Origin of the sequence: Bacteroides clarus YIT 12056 (assembly GCF_900129655.1) — a bacterium.
GTDB lineage: Bacteria > Bacteroidota > Bacteroidia > Bacteroidales > Bacteroidaceae > Bacteroides > Bacteroides clarus.
The window spans coordinates 23,259-36,935 of sequence record NZ_FQWK01000010.1; the positions used below are offsets into that span (position 1 = coordinate 23,259).

Consider the following 13,677-nt stretch of genomic DNA (forward strand, 5'->3'; position numbering starts at 1 on the left):
GCGTTTCATCAAGCATCCGGATGATTATTTCTTTTAGCCTTTCCATATTTATACTTTGATTTATGAACCAATAATCTGTTATTTAACTTTGTCTGTTCAAAGTCTTCGGTAATAATCCCACGAGCAAAAGCGCGGTAAATATCAAGACGGTCTACATCAGACCAATTTGCTACTTTAGTAATCACTGTCTTCAGATTATTGGAGAAAATGATTTTATTCTTATCCTCAGCCACTATGTTATCAATGAGATACTTCAAATATTCCGGCCAATCCTTAAAACAGTTCGGATAATTACGTATCTCTTCAAAGGCATCCAACAGAAGATGATTTGTCGTACCAATATTGGGGATACGGGTGTACATGGCATTATATGCCTTCGGGTCAATTTCCTGCAAGTAAGGGATATTCTGATTACTGTTCTCATGAATCAGAGAGGACACCCTGGCCGAACGTAGCGGCTCTTTTGAGAAAATGTAATTGTAGGCTTTATTATATCTTAACCGATTGGAGAAGATATAATACCAGATATCGCGGTAAGACCAATCATACAAAGGGTACATAACTACTCCATGACTGCAACGCTTTCCGTATGTCATGCCAGGGAGGGTCTCCTTGCCTGTTAATCCTGCACGACGGGCCGGAGATTCCTCAATACGGACACCACCCAAAGAAACATAATCTTCTCCTAAGTGATGAAATGCAATAGCGTTGAACATGTCTTTAAATCTGTCAGCATCATATACATTCTCTTTGAAAGCAATATCCTCTTTTTCACGCATCCATTCTTTTCCTGGTTCCCAAGGAATAAACCAATCACCGCTATTGGCGTTCCATAATCTGAATGGTACTTGTACCCAAATAGGCTCTACTTCTGGCAAAGACATAACATAACGCATATACTCGACTGTATATGTGTACTCACATTCCTGGTCAAGAAACATAACCGGTAGCTTTCGAATACCAAGTTCACGTGCCACTTCCAAAGTGATATGCAGCAAAGCGGTACTATCTTTGCCTCCAGAAAAACAAACGCCCAGACGGCCACCTATAGAAAATAACTGCCTTATGCGTTCTTTCGCCGCTTCATACACATTTTGTTCTGAATATAATATCATACGTTAGTCACGATATAATAGTTACCAAACTCTTTTACTTCACAATGAGGAAAGCCTTGTTCCAGCTCACACCTCGAATGTTCATAATATTCCAATTCGCAACCGCTACGTTCATAAGTCACCGGATGATACGTTTCTTTATAGAACATAAGGAACAAATTCTTCTCCTCGGGGATATCCGTTAACGCTTCGACTTCAATGTAACTGGCCGAACCAAACAGGGCGACAACGGTATTGAATACCATAAACTTTAGGTTGAACATCTCAAACGGGATGCATAGATTATAATACCCGGGATGCTTCTTCCTAAAAACTTCAAGCATCTTATTGCTCGGATCGATACCGAAATATTCATCTGGAGATACTTTCAGAATATCAAGGAACAATCCGGTACCACATCCCACATCAAGAATAATTCCGGAAACATCAAAAAGCATCGAGGCTATCTTATTATTCTCCTCAATGCTGACTTCATCTTTAAACAGAGAATCGTAACTCTCTGCAATTGCATCATACTGATTTACTGCGTACATACTTTATTATTTTGATTTACAAAATAAAGATACCGAATAATCCATGAACGGACTATCCGGTATCAAAGAAGTTACTGACACGATTTGGCAGTAAAAAAACAGAGATTCCATTATTTTTTCATTGTATAGCCTTTTGGCATCATTTTTGTATTTATCATTTACATAAAGACTTATTAATTATGAATGGATTTAATTCTTATAAAAGTGATTTAGGTTTTGATATAGGTTCTGGACTTTCCGAGCAATCAACTTATATAAAAAAGAAAGACGAACAAAATAACCGTATTCTCATGGAAGAGCAATATAAATCTATGCAAACCCAAAAGGTTGAAATACTTGCTCAACAGAAATATCGTAGGGAACAGAGTCAAGATGCTAAAATTGAAAAAAGGCTCCTTATTTTTAATACCATTATTGCCATTGCTGCATTATTAGTATCTCTATTCAAATAAAATACCCGATAACCGCCACAAAGCAGTTACCGAGTATTCAAAAAGCACTGACAGGAGTTGTCTGTAAAATTATAAACGGGTTATTCTTTTTTCTAAATCAGATTCATAATCTGAGATTTCTAAAGTTTTTAGCCAATCGTCTGAACAAAAAGTTAACATTTTAGATAATGCACTTTTTAATTCGCTCTTTAGCCCTAATTTTACCGCATAATCATCAGCCTTACATTCTTCATCTTGAGTATCGTTACATTCTATGTCATTTAATTTAATATTAAGATGTCCTAATTCATGCGCGATTAATGCAAACTCTTCTTTTTGAGTAAAATTACATGCAGAGCAAATGGATTCGGAACGCATAATTTCGAAGTTTTCCACATCACAGATATAAGGACTATCATTGTTCGTTGATTCAAGTTGCTGTACAATATTCCCACCCTGACAATCCGAATTATAAACACTGATTGTAGAATTTAAATCTATTTTATCCCTATATTTCCCCAGAAAGGCATCGAAAATTTCTGTTTTATCTATATTATCAAAATTCATACACAATAATTTTAGAATAAACTTATCTTTTGCAAAATTAGGATTTTAGTTCATATTTCCAAAATCACAATTTCCTTTTCACATTCATAATTGGCTTATCGAATAGAACTGTATCCTTCAGCACACAGCAGCTCCAAGTACGGTTCTCGATGTCTTTGATACCGTGAACTATCAAAGAAGCCCACGGCTGTTTTATGATTATTGCTTTCATTTTTTTCTTCCTTAATTTTGCATATTCACTTTTTTTTCTTTCCTTCGTGTATCCTAGTTGATAAAATACTGCTTTAGTAATATTTAAATGACTAAGCCTATAGCTTATCATACTCCTAGTGTTAATGCCAATATGGCGCCATATATAATCCTGTAACCTACAGCTATTACAGCTGATAATATTTAGGCTTTTACACAAGCTATTTTTGCTGATTTACTTCTTGCTGATTATTCATTTAACTGATTTTTTCATTTAATATTTAAACCATGGAAAAAATAATCATTTTTCTATGCCTTGTGTATGGTATACTTTGTATTATGCATAAAATGGCGAAATAAGGTTATTGTTTTGTCGTAATAGCCTTATTATAAATAAAAGAACCAATGTACGGCACTCACTACTATAAGTAGCTGAGGAGTATAGAATTATACTCGCATTGGTTCTTTTATTTTCATGTTTTACTAACAAACTCAATTGATTATTTCTCTCTGAATAATCTCTTTTGCATTAAAGCCAAATATTCCCTTCTTTAGCTCGTGAAAATCCGCAATAGGAATTTCATTGATATAATAACAAAATACCTCATACCGTCTGTGAAATTACGAACAAGAAGGCCATTCAGATGCTTCCGCAGAATCTTCGTCACTTTCTCACACCGATGATTATCGCCGGTGATGTATTCTATTTTTCGGATAATATGTTTCATGCTGATAATCTATTACGAATTAAACCTATATTCTTTTTGACAAGTCCTATGATACGTTTATGGTATTCTGTATTCTGGTTACATGCACCACGGGATTGGACTACTTCAAGAGTTTTCAGAGACAATTCTATCGTCTCGATGCGTTTTTCCCCGATACGAGCAGAAAGGATAAGGCAATCATTACGCTTGTAATACCCATTCGTATATACGCAATGGTGCATTGCTTTCCCTTCTTGGTAGAACTGGGTTATACTTTCCAATGGACGGATAGTTATACTTCCGTCTGTAATCTCCAAACCGAAGAACTTCTCCATTCTCTTGTAGAACTGAATGATGTTCTCTCTACGTTCCTTTTCACGACGGATTGCTTCCCGTCTTTCCCTATCCCTGCGAAGCTTTGCCTCAATACTCCTTTTCTTATTCATCAGCAAATCATGCTCGACTTTCAGGTTCTTAGGACAGACATATTTAGCGTTACGTACGTCTTTCTTGAAATAGAGCAGCAAGTCGATGTAGTCATTCCACATACCGGCATCCCTGATGATGTAATGATTACGATTACAGATATTGAAAGACGGCTTGTATCGAAGCTGATAATACCCCTCTTTAGCCATGTGCTTAAGCATTGCCATCTGCTTTGTTTTCAAACAGAGTTCGGCATCATTATTACCGGTTAAGAGCGATCGTATAAGCCTCGACGGATTGACATCGGGAAAATTCCGGCCTATACCGCGTTTCTTTAATTCCGGGAGAACCTCTATCTTGCTATATAACCATCCATGTATAGAGTATACATCTCCATAATTGTAATAACCGCTACCGTATTCGTTCTTTATACTCAAAGGCTCACTATACAACCATCCATTGCCACCCATATTCATAGGCCTGGCGATAATGGTACGTTTGCCATTAACTGCAATCCATTCCTGAACAGTCTCAAAGAAACTGTAATAAGGATTTGATATCGGATGCTCACGAAAACCACTTTTGCAAGAATACTTGCAGCACAGGATATGACGTATAACTTGAAAGCCACCTACAACCTGCAGTATGTCCATGTAGATTTCCTCTTTATTCTGGCTCTTACGACTTACTGTTACGTCCAATTTATGGTGACAATAAGGGCATTCGGTCTTATCACCCAAAAGGATAGTACCCAACTCGCTATTATCGGTATTTATCCACATCTTACCACATTCTGAACACCAAAGTTCATCCTTGCATTTATACGCAGTGTGAGCAAACAAGTGCTCTTTTGCCCAATTTTTGGGAGATTCGGAGATTTCACCCAACTTTTCACTCAGCTCGGCGACTTCCTTTTGCAATTTAGTACGTGGTTTCATAGCTTTATTAATGGTTTACACAGTTCAACTACTCGTTTACAATCTTTTACATCGAACATTCCTATGTGGCATATTTCACGTGGTATTCCTAATTGAATGGATAACCACAAATAGGCCTTATTTCTATTTGAGGTATTGGGAATATGCTCTTTCCAAATCTTATTGATAAGATTAGTTTTGGCTATCTGGTCGAAATAGAAATGGGCGTCTTTCTTGGCTTCCCTTAGTTCTGCATTTGCTAATCGTCCCAATGCCTGGTCCGTACCTTTATGAACTCCAACATAAGCCCTGCAATCACGACAAAGATAAATCATACCATAAGAACACCCATAAATAACAGAACTATCCACATACTCGGTAGGATTACCACAATAGGGACAAATCTTACCTGATAAAACATCATCCATAACTTTAGAACAATGACATCTGTTGGACTTCTGTTGCCTCTTTCTTTCCTCGTGACGGCTTTTTCTTAAGCCAAACATATTGCTCTTCGGTAAGACGTTTTATCGCTTCCTCACGAGCCCTCTGTTTATCTTCCTCAGTCAACTTCACCGCCTTGGGTGAAATGGAAGTGACGGTTCTCGTGCCGGCAGGAAGTTTATTGACTTTTATGTCGTCCTCGTCGTAATAGTGTACGGCCATACCAAATACCTCGTTATCAGAAATACATACAGCATTGCCTCGCTTCTGGGCTTCCCCCATGATGTAAGAACAGCACTCGTCCAAATTCTTGTTTTCCTTTGCGTAGGACTTGGCAAACAGTTCGTCAGTCCTGGCACGTTCATCAAGATAACTCTTGATAGCTTCTTTGAAAGTTTTGTTTTCCATAATTGCGTTACAAATAAGTCCTTAAACAATAGTCCGCTATCCAGTAGCAGACAAAATAAAAAGCGGCATACGCTGTCAGAATTGACAGAATAGTCGCTATCAGTTTTATGTCTTTCATCTTAATTTGAGTTTTGCCCGTAAGTCGTCGGGTGGTTGGTGATTCCGCTCTACAGGTGCTTGTTGCTCCTGTGCCCGATTATTGCGGTTCCGGATGATTATATCCAGCTCATCCGACCGGTCTTTGAGGAACTTGCGGAAAGCCTCGCCAATAGTTATCGTGTCGAAATAACCGTAGAATTTACCGTATCTGCCCAGCTTGAACCGGGCGACAAATAGAATGAATTCGGTCAGCTTGATGTAGTGGTACTGCCTTACAAACAAGTTTGAGAACTCGTTCAAAGCATTTTCATCAGCACTCTCTTTTGTGGCAGAGGCAAAATCAATAGTCAGTAGCTGCGTCTTTGCCCACAAAGACGAGGAGCCGTCACCGTACATCCGTTCAAGGTCTGACAACGTGGGGGACTTCTCACTGTACGCTTTATCAAGGTCGGCAAGAAGTATCGGCTGGAGCGATGTCGAATATGCGGCAGATGCTTGGCTAAAGGTCGGGTATCTCTGCTTGATGGCCGACAGCATCACATCCCTGCTCGATGGCCGCATACTCCGCAATGAGGTTTCTTGCCTTTGCTGCTTTATCAGCATCCCGACCGTTTTGTCCTTGGGGTTCTGTTTTTCCATTACCTTGCTGTTTTTTTTCGATTATCCAAAGATTGGCCCGGCTGTCCCAACGTTCAACCTTGGCACCGGTGACTGTTTTCCAACCAAGACCGGAGAAATGGTTGTAGAAAATATCCGCTTGCAGTTCCCAGTCGGGAAGTTTGCCCCGGAAATGCTCTCTTACTTCTTCGACGGTCGGTGGTATAAACTCCACTTTAGTTTTAGGCGGCTTCTTTTTCGGTGGTGGCTCCGGTGGGAATAACTCGTCAGAGTTATCTCCTCCTATATTCTTAGTCTTTGTCTTATTCTTTATTATAGTGTTACCATTTATGTTACCACTTATGTTACCGTTTATGTTACCATTTATGTTACCACTTATGTTTCCACAGGTAACATAAACTATCGTATAAATGGCACTTCCACCACGTTTATTCCCCTCTTTAAAAGAAATCAATCCTTTTTGTTGGAGTTTGTTGCGCAGGTCACAAATTGTTTTGCGTGAGATGGATAGAGCATACTCTACATCTCTCGTCGGCAATTCGAACGGATTAGTCCAGTTTCTCGAGTTACATTCTTTCAGAAGATAAAAATATAAATCAGCCTCGTAACTTGTCATCGGTCTAATACGCCTCACATTCCAAAAATTATTGATTAGTTCAATATAAGTCATCGTAGATAGGAATTAACCTCGTTCATAAAATCTTGAAGAGAACGGCAGATAACGTATTTATTTCGATACTTTTCCGCTTCTCTCTGCCATTCAATTTGTTCCTCTCTCTGTTGCCCCTTCGGAGTTTTCATCTCTATACAGAGAGACGCAAAACCTTTCTTAGGGATAAGAAGTATCAAATCGGCAACGCCACGTAAAACGCCTTCATATTTCATCTGAGCGCCGGTACGGGCATCGCGTTTCCCACCGTTAGGAACAGCGAACAGCATACGGCTTAAAGACGGATATTGATGCCGAAACCAAGTCAGACAACTATGCTGTATCTGACTTTCCGATTGCGGTGTAGTTTGTTTCTTTCTCATAATCTACCTTTGAATAAGTCCATAGCCATATCTATCACATTCTCCTTAACTACATCATCAGTACCGGTCACTCCGTTAGCTATACCCTTCTTCCGCTGAATGACATCATACATATATTCATCAATGGTATTCTTTCCAAGGAAATAGTAACAGTTGACATTATTCTTCTGGCCGTTACGGTGTGCCCGGTCTTCCGCCTGTTCGCAATCGCTGAACGTCCATGGGAACTCAATAAAGGCCACACGACTAGATGCAGTCAGCGTAAGCCCCGTACCACCCGATTTGTAGTTCAGAATAATAAGTGTACAATCCGGATTATTTTGGAAAGCATCTACTGACATCTGCTTCCGGATAGCATTATCTTCACCTGTAACCGTTACTGCTTGAGGAAACATCTTTTTCAGTTCCATTACTACTTCTTTCAGATAAGCAAATACTATCAGCTTTTCTCCCCCATCGATAACGTCATGAATAAACTCGGCAGCCGCCTTGATTTTTCCACGAGCGGAAATGGCTTTCAAAATGCCCATCCTTACCATAACCTCTCCCCTCATGGACTTAGCGATTTTCTCATCGTCCGCATTCTTAAACACACGAAGATATTGTATAAGGTCGCTCTCCGCTTTTTCGTATTCCAACCGCGTAGTTATATCCATTTCGATATACTGCCGAGTCTTGTCCGGAAGTTGGGTCAATACCTTTGCTTTCTCACGCCGAAAGAAACATGTATTCCAAAGACGCCAATTCAGTTCTTTCAGATTGGATGCTTTCTTCGGTCCGTTGCAGAAGCGCTCGGTAAATGTCTTATACCCGCCGAAGTCTTCCAGACGTCCCATTATCTTAAGCTGTTGTATAAGGTCGGTGTTATCATTCACAACAGGTGTTCCTGTCAGTTCAAGAATAAACTCCTTACCTTTGCAGATACCTTCAACAAACTTACTTTGCTGGGTCTTGGTAGACTTACATTTATGGGACTCGTCAATAATAACTGATTTGAAAAGCGTTATACGAGGGTCAAAAGAGATTGATTTCATCGTAAACCGTACATCATCCTTAACGTCCAGAACAAAGAACTTTTTCAGCGACTCATAGTTAGTAATGAAAATATCACAGCACTTGGTTTCAATGAAGCGCTGCCAAGTATTTTTGTTCTTATCATCAAGAATTAAAGCCTGTTTTCCAGCAAACTTCTTGAACTCACGTTGCCAGTTTATTTTCAACGCTGCCGGACAGATAACAAGGCAGGGGTAAGATTTTGCAATCGTTACCGTACCTATTGCCTGTAACGTCTTACCGAGTCCCGGCTGGTCACCGAAGATACACCGTTTATGAGACAAAGCGTATGCAATGCCCTCTTTCTGATAATCGTATGGTTCAAGGAGTAACCCATGGGGTACGGTCAGTTGCGGCATCGGAGCAATGTCAAAAGTTATATCAGCTTTTCGTTGCTCCGACCGCTGTACCGATCCGCAATATCCATATTGTACCGCCCAATTTGCCATAGTGTTGACATACCATTCATCGGCAAGGTCAACCCACCAGGCTTTTTCATTAAAAAGATAAGCCTTTTTAGCGTTTGCCTTGACTGACGGGATGTTCTTCACACATTTAATCAGCATCGGATGATACATGAATTTAAGTTTGAAACCGTCCGGATATTTGGTGATACAAAAAGGTGCTGCCATAATCAAGCTGCCGTTTCTTTAACTTTCTTACTGCGTGAATGACGCGGTTTCACTTTCTTACCGTTCACAATCAAAGTAGTACCAGTCTGTTCCGCCACTTGTTTGAGGAACTCGTTAGCTTCCTCCTCAAAAGCGGCGCCCTCTACTGGGTCAGCCACTATATCAGTCGGAGCACTTTCATCAAATGGAAGTTCCTGCTGAACTACTGCCCATTTCTTTGCAGTCAGATACTGTTCTACTTCATAATTACAAGCATCAATGGCTTGCTGCAGCTCAAAGGCGTGTTCGTATTCCTCGTTCTCATTGTTGAACATGGTAAACGGTGCAATGAGATTGAGCACTTTTTTACTTTTGAGAAAGCGTTTACCGACCAAAGTAACACCGGTATTATCGTCGGAACCACCGATTGTATAGCCGGTAACCTCAAATGTAGAGAAGATTTCTTCCGGCAATTCATCTATGGAATCTTTACCGTCAGCTTCCTTTTGCTCACAGAGGAAAGTAAGGTGAGGGATAAGTTCATCGAATGCAGCACGTAAATCCTTATGAATAAGATTTTTTCCCTCAACAGTCACATTATCCTCATTCTCGTTCTTAAAAGTGGCAACAAGCGTGTTGGCCTTCGTTATTTTTGCTTTTGTGATATTCATTTCTATCTCCTGTCTTGATATTCGTTGATAAATTCGTTATAGTAGCGGTCAGCCGGAAGAGGGAGTGTTATTCCCAGTTCGGCAGCGGCATCGGCCTGTACTTTATTCAGAAAGTCCGTCATCTGCACTGTATTGAGTTTCGAGGTGCTTCCGGCGATAACCGTTTCTTTACCTTTGATATAGGAAGCTCTTCTAAGAAAAAGGTTACAGTAATAGTCGTGTACATCCTGTTTATCCGTCCCCGTTTCCTGCTCAATACAAGTGAACCAAAGCCACATAAGAGCATTCTGCGATAATGTCCGCGGCTCTGTGAACCGTTCGATTTTCACACGGTACCGACCATTACGAAGTTGGGAACACATGAAGTCAAAAGATTTGCTCATGTGTACCTCACCCTTAACCTTTTCTAAAATTGCTTCTTGTGCCATTACTCTAACCCAAAGATTTTCTTGTCTGTAATAAGTTCCTTGTTAGCTTCCAAAAACTCTATGAAATGCTCACAGTGGGCGGTCAACAGTTTAACCGTCTGTTCGTGGTTATAGGTGTAGTATTCCGGGTACTGCGTTCCGCTGATTAGTGGTGTCCGACTGGTACCGCCCTTCAACTGATAGGCAGTGTACTCAAACGCTTTCACACTCTCCATCTGACCGGAAGCAATCAGACAATAAGGGTATACATGCCGCTGCCATCCATGTTCATACTTACCGAAATCATATTTGGATGTTGATTTGATGTCATAGACAATGTCCCGGAGAAGTTCGTCTATAAACCCGTAAAGCTCCACATCACCGTAACGGGTGGAGATAATGGCAGAGACAAAGACCTGGGACAATGCACCGGCAAAATATCTCGACTGCTCAATACACCATGCCCGGTCAAACAAGAAATGACGGGCAGGCGCTATATCCGTAGGCGGGAAGTCAACCTGAATAATGTTGGTTTCTTCATCACCGACAATGGTATATGGTTCCCGTTCGCTTGGAATATGTTTTTTCCTGTGGATATAACAGTCAATGACAGCATTGAATGCTGTCCCTTTATCGGCCGCCTCACTCTCAAACGGAACGCGGTTTATTGCATCAAGCAGGCTTTGCTTGAGCTCCGCTTCAATTTCTTCGGGACTTTTCTTATATTCCCCCGTTTCGTTGTCAATGTTCCAGAAGCTTTCCACCTGTTCATCAGCCCGTAGATACTGTTCGAACTTATCGAGTAGCGACGGGTAAAATCTGTACTTAGGCTGCCGGTTCATATTTATTGCTGAGTTTATTAAACTTTAATCCAAGCTTCTTACATTTTTCATTAAGCATCATACCGGCCCGTACCTTAGTATCAAAGATATGGCTCATTCCCGCAATCGCTTCCCGTACCTCATTGGCCGACTGCATATCGGTCACCTGCTCCACTGTATCACGAATAACCTCAAGAACCTTATCATATTCTGAAGATAACTCTGTCTGTTTTGTCTGATACTCTTTATAGGTATTGATAATGTTCGTCATAAAATCATTCTTTCCCGTAATGGTACCGGAAGCATCAATAATGACAGGTATTTTGATACGTGAAGAAAGATTGCAGGTGTTCTTACCGTAGAACTTTTCGCACGGATCAAAGGAGATTGTTCTATCCTTGCCAATGGCTTCCATATAACCGACCAAATCCAGTTCCTTAATCAAGTCGCCGGCAGATGAACCGCCAATCTCCGGGCGTATCTGTTTTTCATCACCGACTTTCTCTTCCCGTTCATGGGCCACGAAGATTACAGACTTACCCATTAAGGTTACCTGATTTACAAAGCTGATGAACATATTCTTTCTCACTCCATACCCCTGTAATGAAAGAGTTCCGTCAGCTTTCTTCATTTTCGGGTTGGCTGCCATGATAGCCTTATCCATGAAAGAGAGCATCTTTCCGGCGGTATCAATCACAATCGTATCAAACTCTTTGATTTCCTCAGAAGCAAGTACCTGATTCGTTTCATCCCAGCTTGTAATCTGAACAGTGGGTACACGATGGGCCGCATTGACACGGTGAATACCGCCGTCGTAATCGAAAAGCACAGGGTTGGGGGCAGATAATGCCAATGTCGTTTTACCCATACCTGGTTGTCCATAAATCAGCGCTGACAATGTAGTCTTAACGGTCAGCTCGTTAGGTTTCTTAATCAAACTCATAATGATAAAATTTATGTGGTTAATAAAAAAAATATCGTGGAAGTTGGCGGACTCGAACCGCCAGTCTCCTCGAATGAGGTGTGTTAGCCATTACACCGAACTCCCGAATAAGAAAAAGGTGTACTATCTTCACAGACAGAACACCTCAGCACAACCAAATAAAAATACTAAACTATATCTGCCCTCGCTTGGGCATTGCTCCCGGATAGGCGGCCAAGCCACACCGGGAAGGGTAGTTAACAAGATAGTTTAAAGTATAAAACTCAAATAGGGGCATTCTCCCTACGACGTCCTTTTCGCCGGCATTATTGGTTAATAAATAGAGGATTATCCTCGTGGGTAATGTGGGATTTGAACGCCACGACCTGTACATGAATGAAACCTTTAAATAATACCATGACAAATTACCAACATTAAATAATCATGTACCGCTCTACCTGACTGAGCTAATTACCCGTTTCTGCCCGCTATATCTTCACAGACCTTGCCGGCAGTAGTCTAACTAAAACAAGTTTTTGTATAAACACTTCCTCCGCTGAGGTTTATATCTTTATTATCTTCTTCAACACATTATGACAAAACCAAACCGAATACACTATACCAAAAAGGTTAATAGTATAGTTCCACTCTCCCGTTACCGGGTCAACACCATTAAACATTGCCAAACAAGGTAAAGCCAATATATTAAGCAATAGCACGTTGAGAATTATTCTTTTCATGGTTTCTTCCTTTTCTTACTTTTGCAAAACTCAACACATCCGAAGCGTTGTAATAACTTCGTCCATTAGGTCTATATTCAACTCTCACTCTTCGAGAATTTACCAAAGCTTTCAATCTACCTGGCCCACCTACTATTCTTTCTGATTCTCTCTTAGGAAAGGTACGCTTATCCATGATGGTAAGTATATCTGCCAATCTTGCCTCCGCCGTCCCATCAATCAACATGGAACTGCGTAAATTACCGTTTACCTCATATATCATGCTGCCCAAAAATTAAAATTATTATTACTCCGCCCCCCTATTCTTATATAGCGCATTGCAGTACGTGCTCGTGAGGGTGTTTTCATTCTCCGCAAATCAATATCATTACAAGTAACTTGCATCACTACGAAAAGAATGGAGAATAAAAGTTCAAGTCCATGCTTCCGTAACTCGTTCAAATCAAAATTGCGTTTCAACCTGTCGCAAATCATATACAGAAGCAATTCAGTATCTTTGGATATGCCTAACTTTCGATAGATAGTCCGTTTCTGTGTCTTGATAGTCCAAACAGACTTACTCAGATTATTTGCTACCTCTTTGTCGGCAAGTCCCTTGCAATACTCATTTGCAACAAGCATTTCCGCAGGAGAAAGGGAAATCATCACGCAACCCTTTCTACATCAAAAAGACCTTTTTTCTTATCAGTCTCTCCTACTTTCCAGTCTGCGCCTTCAACACAAAATTCCTCTCTTAACCGAGGAATTATTGTTCCTTTGATTGAAGGCTTCGCTTTCACTGGGAAAGTAAGAATATCTCCTACTTCCATATCTCTCAAAGCCGGAGTGTAGTTCTCTGTGATTATTTTCTTTTTCATTACTATAAAATTTTAATGATTAATATTTGAGTTCTCCCGAACCAATTCGATTGGCGGCATCACGCTTTATTCGGGAGATTTACTTAACTTTGGAGTGCAAAATCTAAAA

At 40.4% G+C, this 13,677-nt stretch carries 18 protein-coding genes, 2 tRNA genes and 1 pseudogene; 1 reads left to right on the forward strand and 20 read right to left on the reverse strand.

Annotated elements, in window-relative coordinates:
- Positions 1-8: 8 nt before the first annotated feature.
- Together BUB52_RS14900 and BUB52_RS14905 are read right to left on the reverse strand one after the other, a co-directional pair.
- Positions 9-1,115 carry a phosphoadenosine phosphosulfate reductase domain-containing protein gene (locus BUB52_RS14900; protein WP_009120377.1) on the reverse strand — a complete coding sequence of 369 codons (1,107 nt, stop codon included), beginning with the start codon at positions 1,113-1,115 and terminating at the stop codon, positions 9-11.
- Positions 1,112-1,648 carry a methyltransferase domain-containing protein gene (locus tag BUB52_RS14905; protein WP_009120376.1) on the reverse strand — a complete coding sequence of 179 codons (537 nt, stop codon included), beginning with the start codon at positions 1,646-1,648 and terminating at the stop codon, positions 1,112-1,114. The genes BUB52_RS14900 and BUB52_RS14905 overlap by 4 nt, the downstream gene beginning before the upstream one ends.
- Before the next feature lie 179 nt (positions 1,649-1,827).
- On the opposite strand from BUB52_RS14905, the gene BUB52_RS14910 reads away from it, so the two are divergent.
- Positions 1,828-2,100, forward strand: a complete 273-nt coding sequence (locus BUB52_RS14910) for a hypothetical protein (RefSeq protein WP_009120375.1) — start codon at positions 1,828-1,830, stop codon at positions 2,098-2,100.
- Between the two features lie 69 nt (positions 2,101-2,169).
- Here BUB52_RS14910 and BUB52_RS14915 read toward each other — a convergent pair whose 3' ends face one another.
- The 18 genes and pseudogenes from BUB52_RS14915 to BUB52_RS14995 all read right to left on the reverse strand — a co-directional run bounded on the left by BUB52_RS14915 (position 2,170) and on the right by BUB52_RS14995 (position 13,568).
- Complete coding sequence (locus tag BUB52_RS14915) at positions 2,170-2,646, reverse strand: M48 family metalloprotease (protein WP_009120374.1); 477 nt, start codon at positions 2,644-2,646, stop codon at positions 2,170-2,172.
- 127 nt (positions 2,647-2,773) lie between these two features.
- A pseudogene (locus tag BUB52_RS16015) lies at positions 2,774-2,857 on the reverse strand (ASCH domain-containing protein); the annotation flags it as partial.
- Between the two features lie 702 nt (positions 2,858-3,559).
- A complete protein-coding gene (locus BUB52_RS14925) occupies positions 3,560-4,906 on the reverse strand; it encodes a PcfJ domain-containing protein (RefSeq protein WP_009120371.1) in 1,347 nt (448 codons plus the stop codon).
- Positions 4,903-5,313, reverse strand: a complete 411-nt coding sequence (locus tag BUB52_RS14930) for a zinc-finger-containing protein (RefSeq protein WP_039950140.1) — start codon at positions 5,311-5,313, stop codon at positions 4,903-4,905. Before BUB52_RS14930 ends, BUB52_RS14925 begins: the two co-directional genes overlap by 4 nt.
- Positions 5,314-5,317: 4 nt before the next feature.
- On the reverse strand, positions 5,318-5,737 hold the full coding sequence (locus BUB52_RS14935; protein WP_009120369.1) for a PcfK-like family protein: 420 nt from the start codon (positions 5,735-5,737) through the stop codon (positions 5,318-5,320).
- A 114-nt stretch (positions 5,738-5,851) separates the two neighbouring features.
- Entirely contained in the window at positions 5,852-6,397 is a 546-nt protein-coding gene (locus BUB52_RS14940; RefSeq protein WP_139259730.1) for a DUF6633 family protein, read from the reverse strand.
- Positions 6,336-7,088: a TrmB family transcriptional regulator gene (locus BUB52_RS14945; RefSeq protein ID WP_139259732.1), complete on the reverse strand. Its 753-nt coding sequence runs from the start codon at positions 7,086-7,088 to the stop codon at positions 6,336-6,338. The genes BUB52_RS14940 and BUB52_RS14945 overlap by 62 nt, the downstream gene beginning before the upstream one ends.
- 32 nt (positions 7,089-7,120) lie before the next feature.
- Positions 7,121-7,486 (reverse strand): VRR-NUC domain-containing protein, encoded by a 366-nt coding sequence (locus tag BUB52_RS14950; protein ID WP_009120366.1) that lies wholly within the window; start codon positions 7,484-7,486, stop codon positions 7,121-7,123.
- Complete coding sequence (locus tag BUB52_RS14955; RefSeq protein WP_009120365.1) at positions 7,483-9,171, reverse strand: DEAD/DEAH box helicase; 1,689 nt, start codon at positions 9,169-9,171, stop codon at positions 7,483-7,485. The genes BUB52_RS14950 and BUB52_RS14955 overlap by 4 nt, the downstream gene beginning before the upstream one ends.
- A gap of 2 nt (positions 9,172-9,173) precedes the next feature.
- On the reverse strand, positions 9,174-9,821 hold the full coding sequence (locus tag BUB52_RS14960) for a hypothetical protein (RefSeq protein ID WP_009120364.1): 648 nt from the start codon (positions 9,819-9,821) through the stop codon (positions 9,174-9,176).
- A 2-nt stretch (positions 9,822-9,823) separates the two neighbouring features.
- Entirely contained in the window at positions 9,824-10,249 is a 426-nt protein-coding gene (locus BUB52_RS14965) for a NinB/YbcN family protein (RefSeq protein ID WP_009120363.1), read from the reverse strand.
- Positions 10,249-11,070, reverse strand: coding sequence for a hypothetical protein (locus BUB52_RS14970; RefSeq protein WP_009120362.1), 822 nt, complete (start codon positions 11,068-11,070; stop codon positions 10,249-10,251). Before BUB52_RS14970 ends, BUB52_RS14965 begins: the two co-directional genes overlap by 1 nt.
- Positions 11,054-11,992, reverse strand: a complete 939-nt coding sequence (locus BUB52_RS14975) for an ATP-binding protein (RefSeq protein WP_009120361.1) — start codon at positions 11,990-11,992, stop codon at positions 11,054-11,056. The genes BUB52_RS14970 and BUB52_RS14975 overlap by 17 nt, the downstream gene beginning before the upstream one ends.
- A 37-nt stretch (positions 11,993-12,029) precedes the next feature.
- Positions 12,030-12,097, reverse strand: a tRNA-OTHER gene (locus BUB52_RS14980).
- A gap of 231 nt (positions 12,098-12,328) precedes the next feature.
- Positions 12,329-12,448 (reverse strand) — tRNA-OTHER (locus BUB52_RS15800).
- Between the two features lie 228 nt (positions 12,449-12,676).
- The gene (locus BUB52_RS15660) at positions 12,677-12,886 is read right to left on the reverse strand and encodes a hypothetical protein (protein WP_139259734.1); all 210 of its coding nucleotides are present in this window, start codon (positions 12,884-12,886) and stop codon (positions 12,677-12,679) included.
- Between the two features lie 83 nt (positions 12,887-12,969).
- Complete coding sequence (locus BUB52_RS14990) at positions 12,970-13,356, reverse strand: helix-turn-helix transcriptional regulator (protein ID WP_009120358.1); 387 nt, start codon at positions 13,354-13,356, stop codon at positions 12,970-12,972.
- Positions 13,356-13,568, reverse strand: a complete 213-nt coding sequence (locus BUB52_RS14995; RefSeq protein WP_009120357.1) for a hypothetical protein — start codon at positions 13,566-13,568, stop codon at positions 13,356-13,358. The genes BUB52_RS14990 and BUB52_RS14995 overlap by 1 nt, the downstream gene beginning before the upstream one ends.
- Positions 13,569-13,677: the final 109 nt, after the last annotated feature.

Coding starts and splice junctions, on each gene's coding strand:
- BUB52_RS14940 (WP_139259730.1), bottom strand. CDS start 6,397: ATGCGGCCATCGAGCAGGGATGTGATGCTGTCGGCCATCAAGCAGAGA.
- BUB52_RS14905 (WP_009120376.1), bottom strand. CDS start 1,648: ATGTACGCAGTAAATCAGTATGATGCAATTGCAGAGAGTTACGATTCT.
- BUB52_RS14970 (WP_009120362.1), bottom strand. CDS start 11,070: ATGAACCGGCAGCCTAAGTACAGATTTTACCCGTCGCTACTCGATAAG.
- BUB52_RS14955 (WP_009120365.1), bottom strand. CDS start 9,171: ATGGCAGCACCTTTTTGTATCACCAAATATCCGGACGGTTTCAAACTT.
- BUB52_RS14930 (WP_039950140.1), bottom strand. CDS start 5,313: ATGGATGATGTTTTATCAGGTAAGATTTGTCCCTATTGTGGTAATCCT.
- BUB52_RS14965 (WP_009120363.1), bottom strand. CDS start 10,249: ATGGCACAAGAAGCAATTTTAGAAAAGGTTAAGGGTGAGGTACACATG.
- BUB52_RS14935 (WP_009120369.1), bottom strand. CDS start 5,737: ATGGAAAACAAAACTTTCAAAGAAGCTATCAAGAGTTATCTTGATGAA.
- BUB52_RS14925 (WP_009120371.1), bottom strand. CDS start 4,906: ATGAAACCACGTACTAAATTGCAAAAGGAAGTCGCCGAGCTGAGTGAA.
- BUB52_RS14910 (WP_009120375.1), top strand. CDS start 1,828: ATGAATGGATTTAATTCTTATAAAAGTGATTTAGGTTTTGATATAGGT.
- BUB52_RS14915 (WP_009120374.1), bottom strand. CDS start 2,646: ATGAATTTTGATAATATAGATAAAACAGAAATTTTCGATGCCTTTCTG.
- BUB52_RS14960 (WP_009120364.1), bottom strand. CDS start 9,821: ATGAATATCACAAAAGCAAAAATAACGAAGGCCAACACGCTTGTTGCC.
- BUB52_RS14975 (WP_009120361.1), bottom strand. CDS start 11,992: ATGAGTTTGATTAAGAAACCTAACGAGCTGACCGTTAAGACTACATTG.
- BUB52_RS14990 (WP_009120358.1), bottom strand. CDS start 13,356: ATGATTTCCCTTTCTCCTGCGGAAATGCTTGTTGCAAATGAGTATTGC.
- BUB52_RS14950 (WP_009120366.1), bottom strand. CDS start 7,486: ATGAGAAAGAAACAAACTACACCGCAATCGGAAAGTCAGATACAGCAT.
- BUB52_RS14900 (WP_009120377.1), bottom strand. CDS start 1,115: ATGATATTATATTCAGAACAAAATGTGTATGAAGCGGCGAAAGAACGC.
- BUB52_RS14995 (WP_009120357.1), bottom strand. CDS start 13,568: ATGAAAAAGAAAATAATCACAGAGAACTACACTCCGGCTTTGAGAGAT.
- BUB52_RS15660 (WP_139259734.1), bottom strand. CDS start 12,886: ATGGATAAGCGTACCTTTCCTAAGAGAGAATCAGAAAGAATAGTAGGT.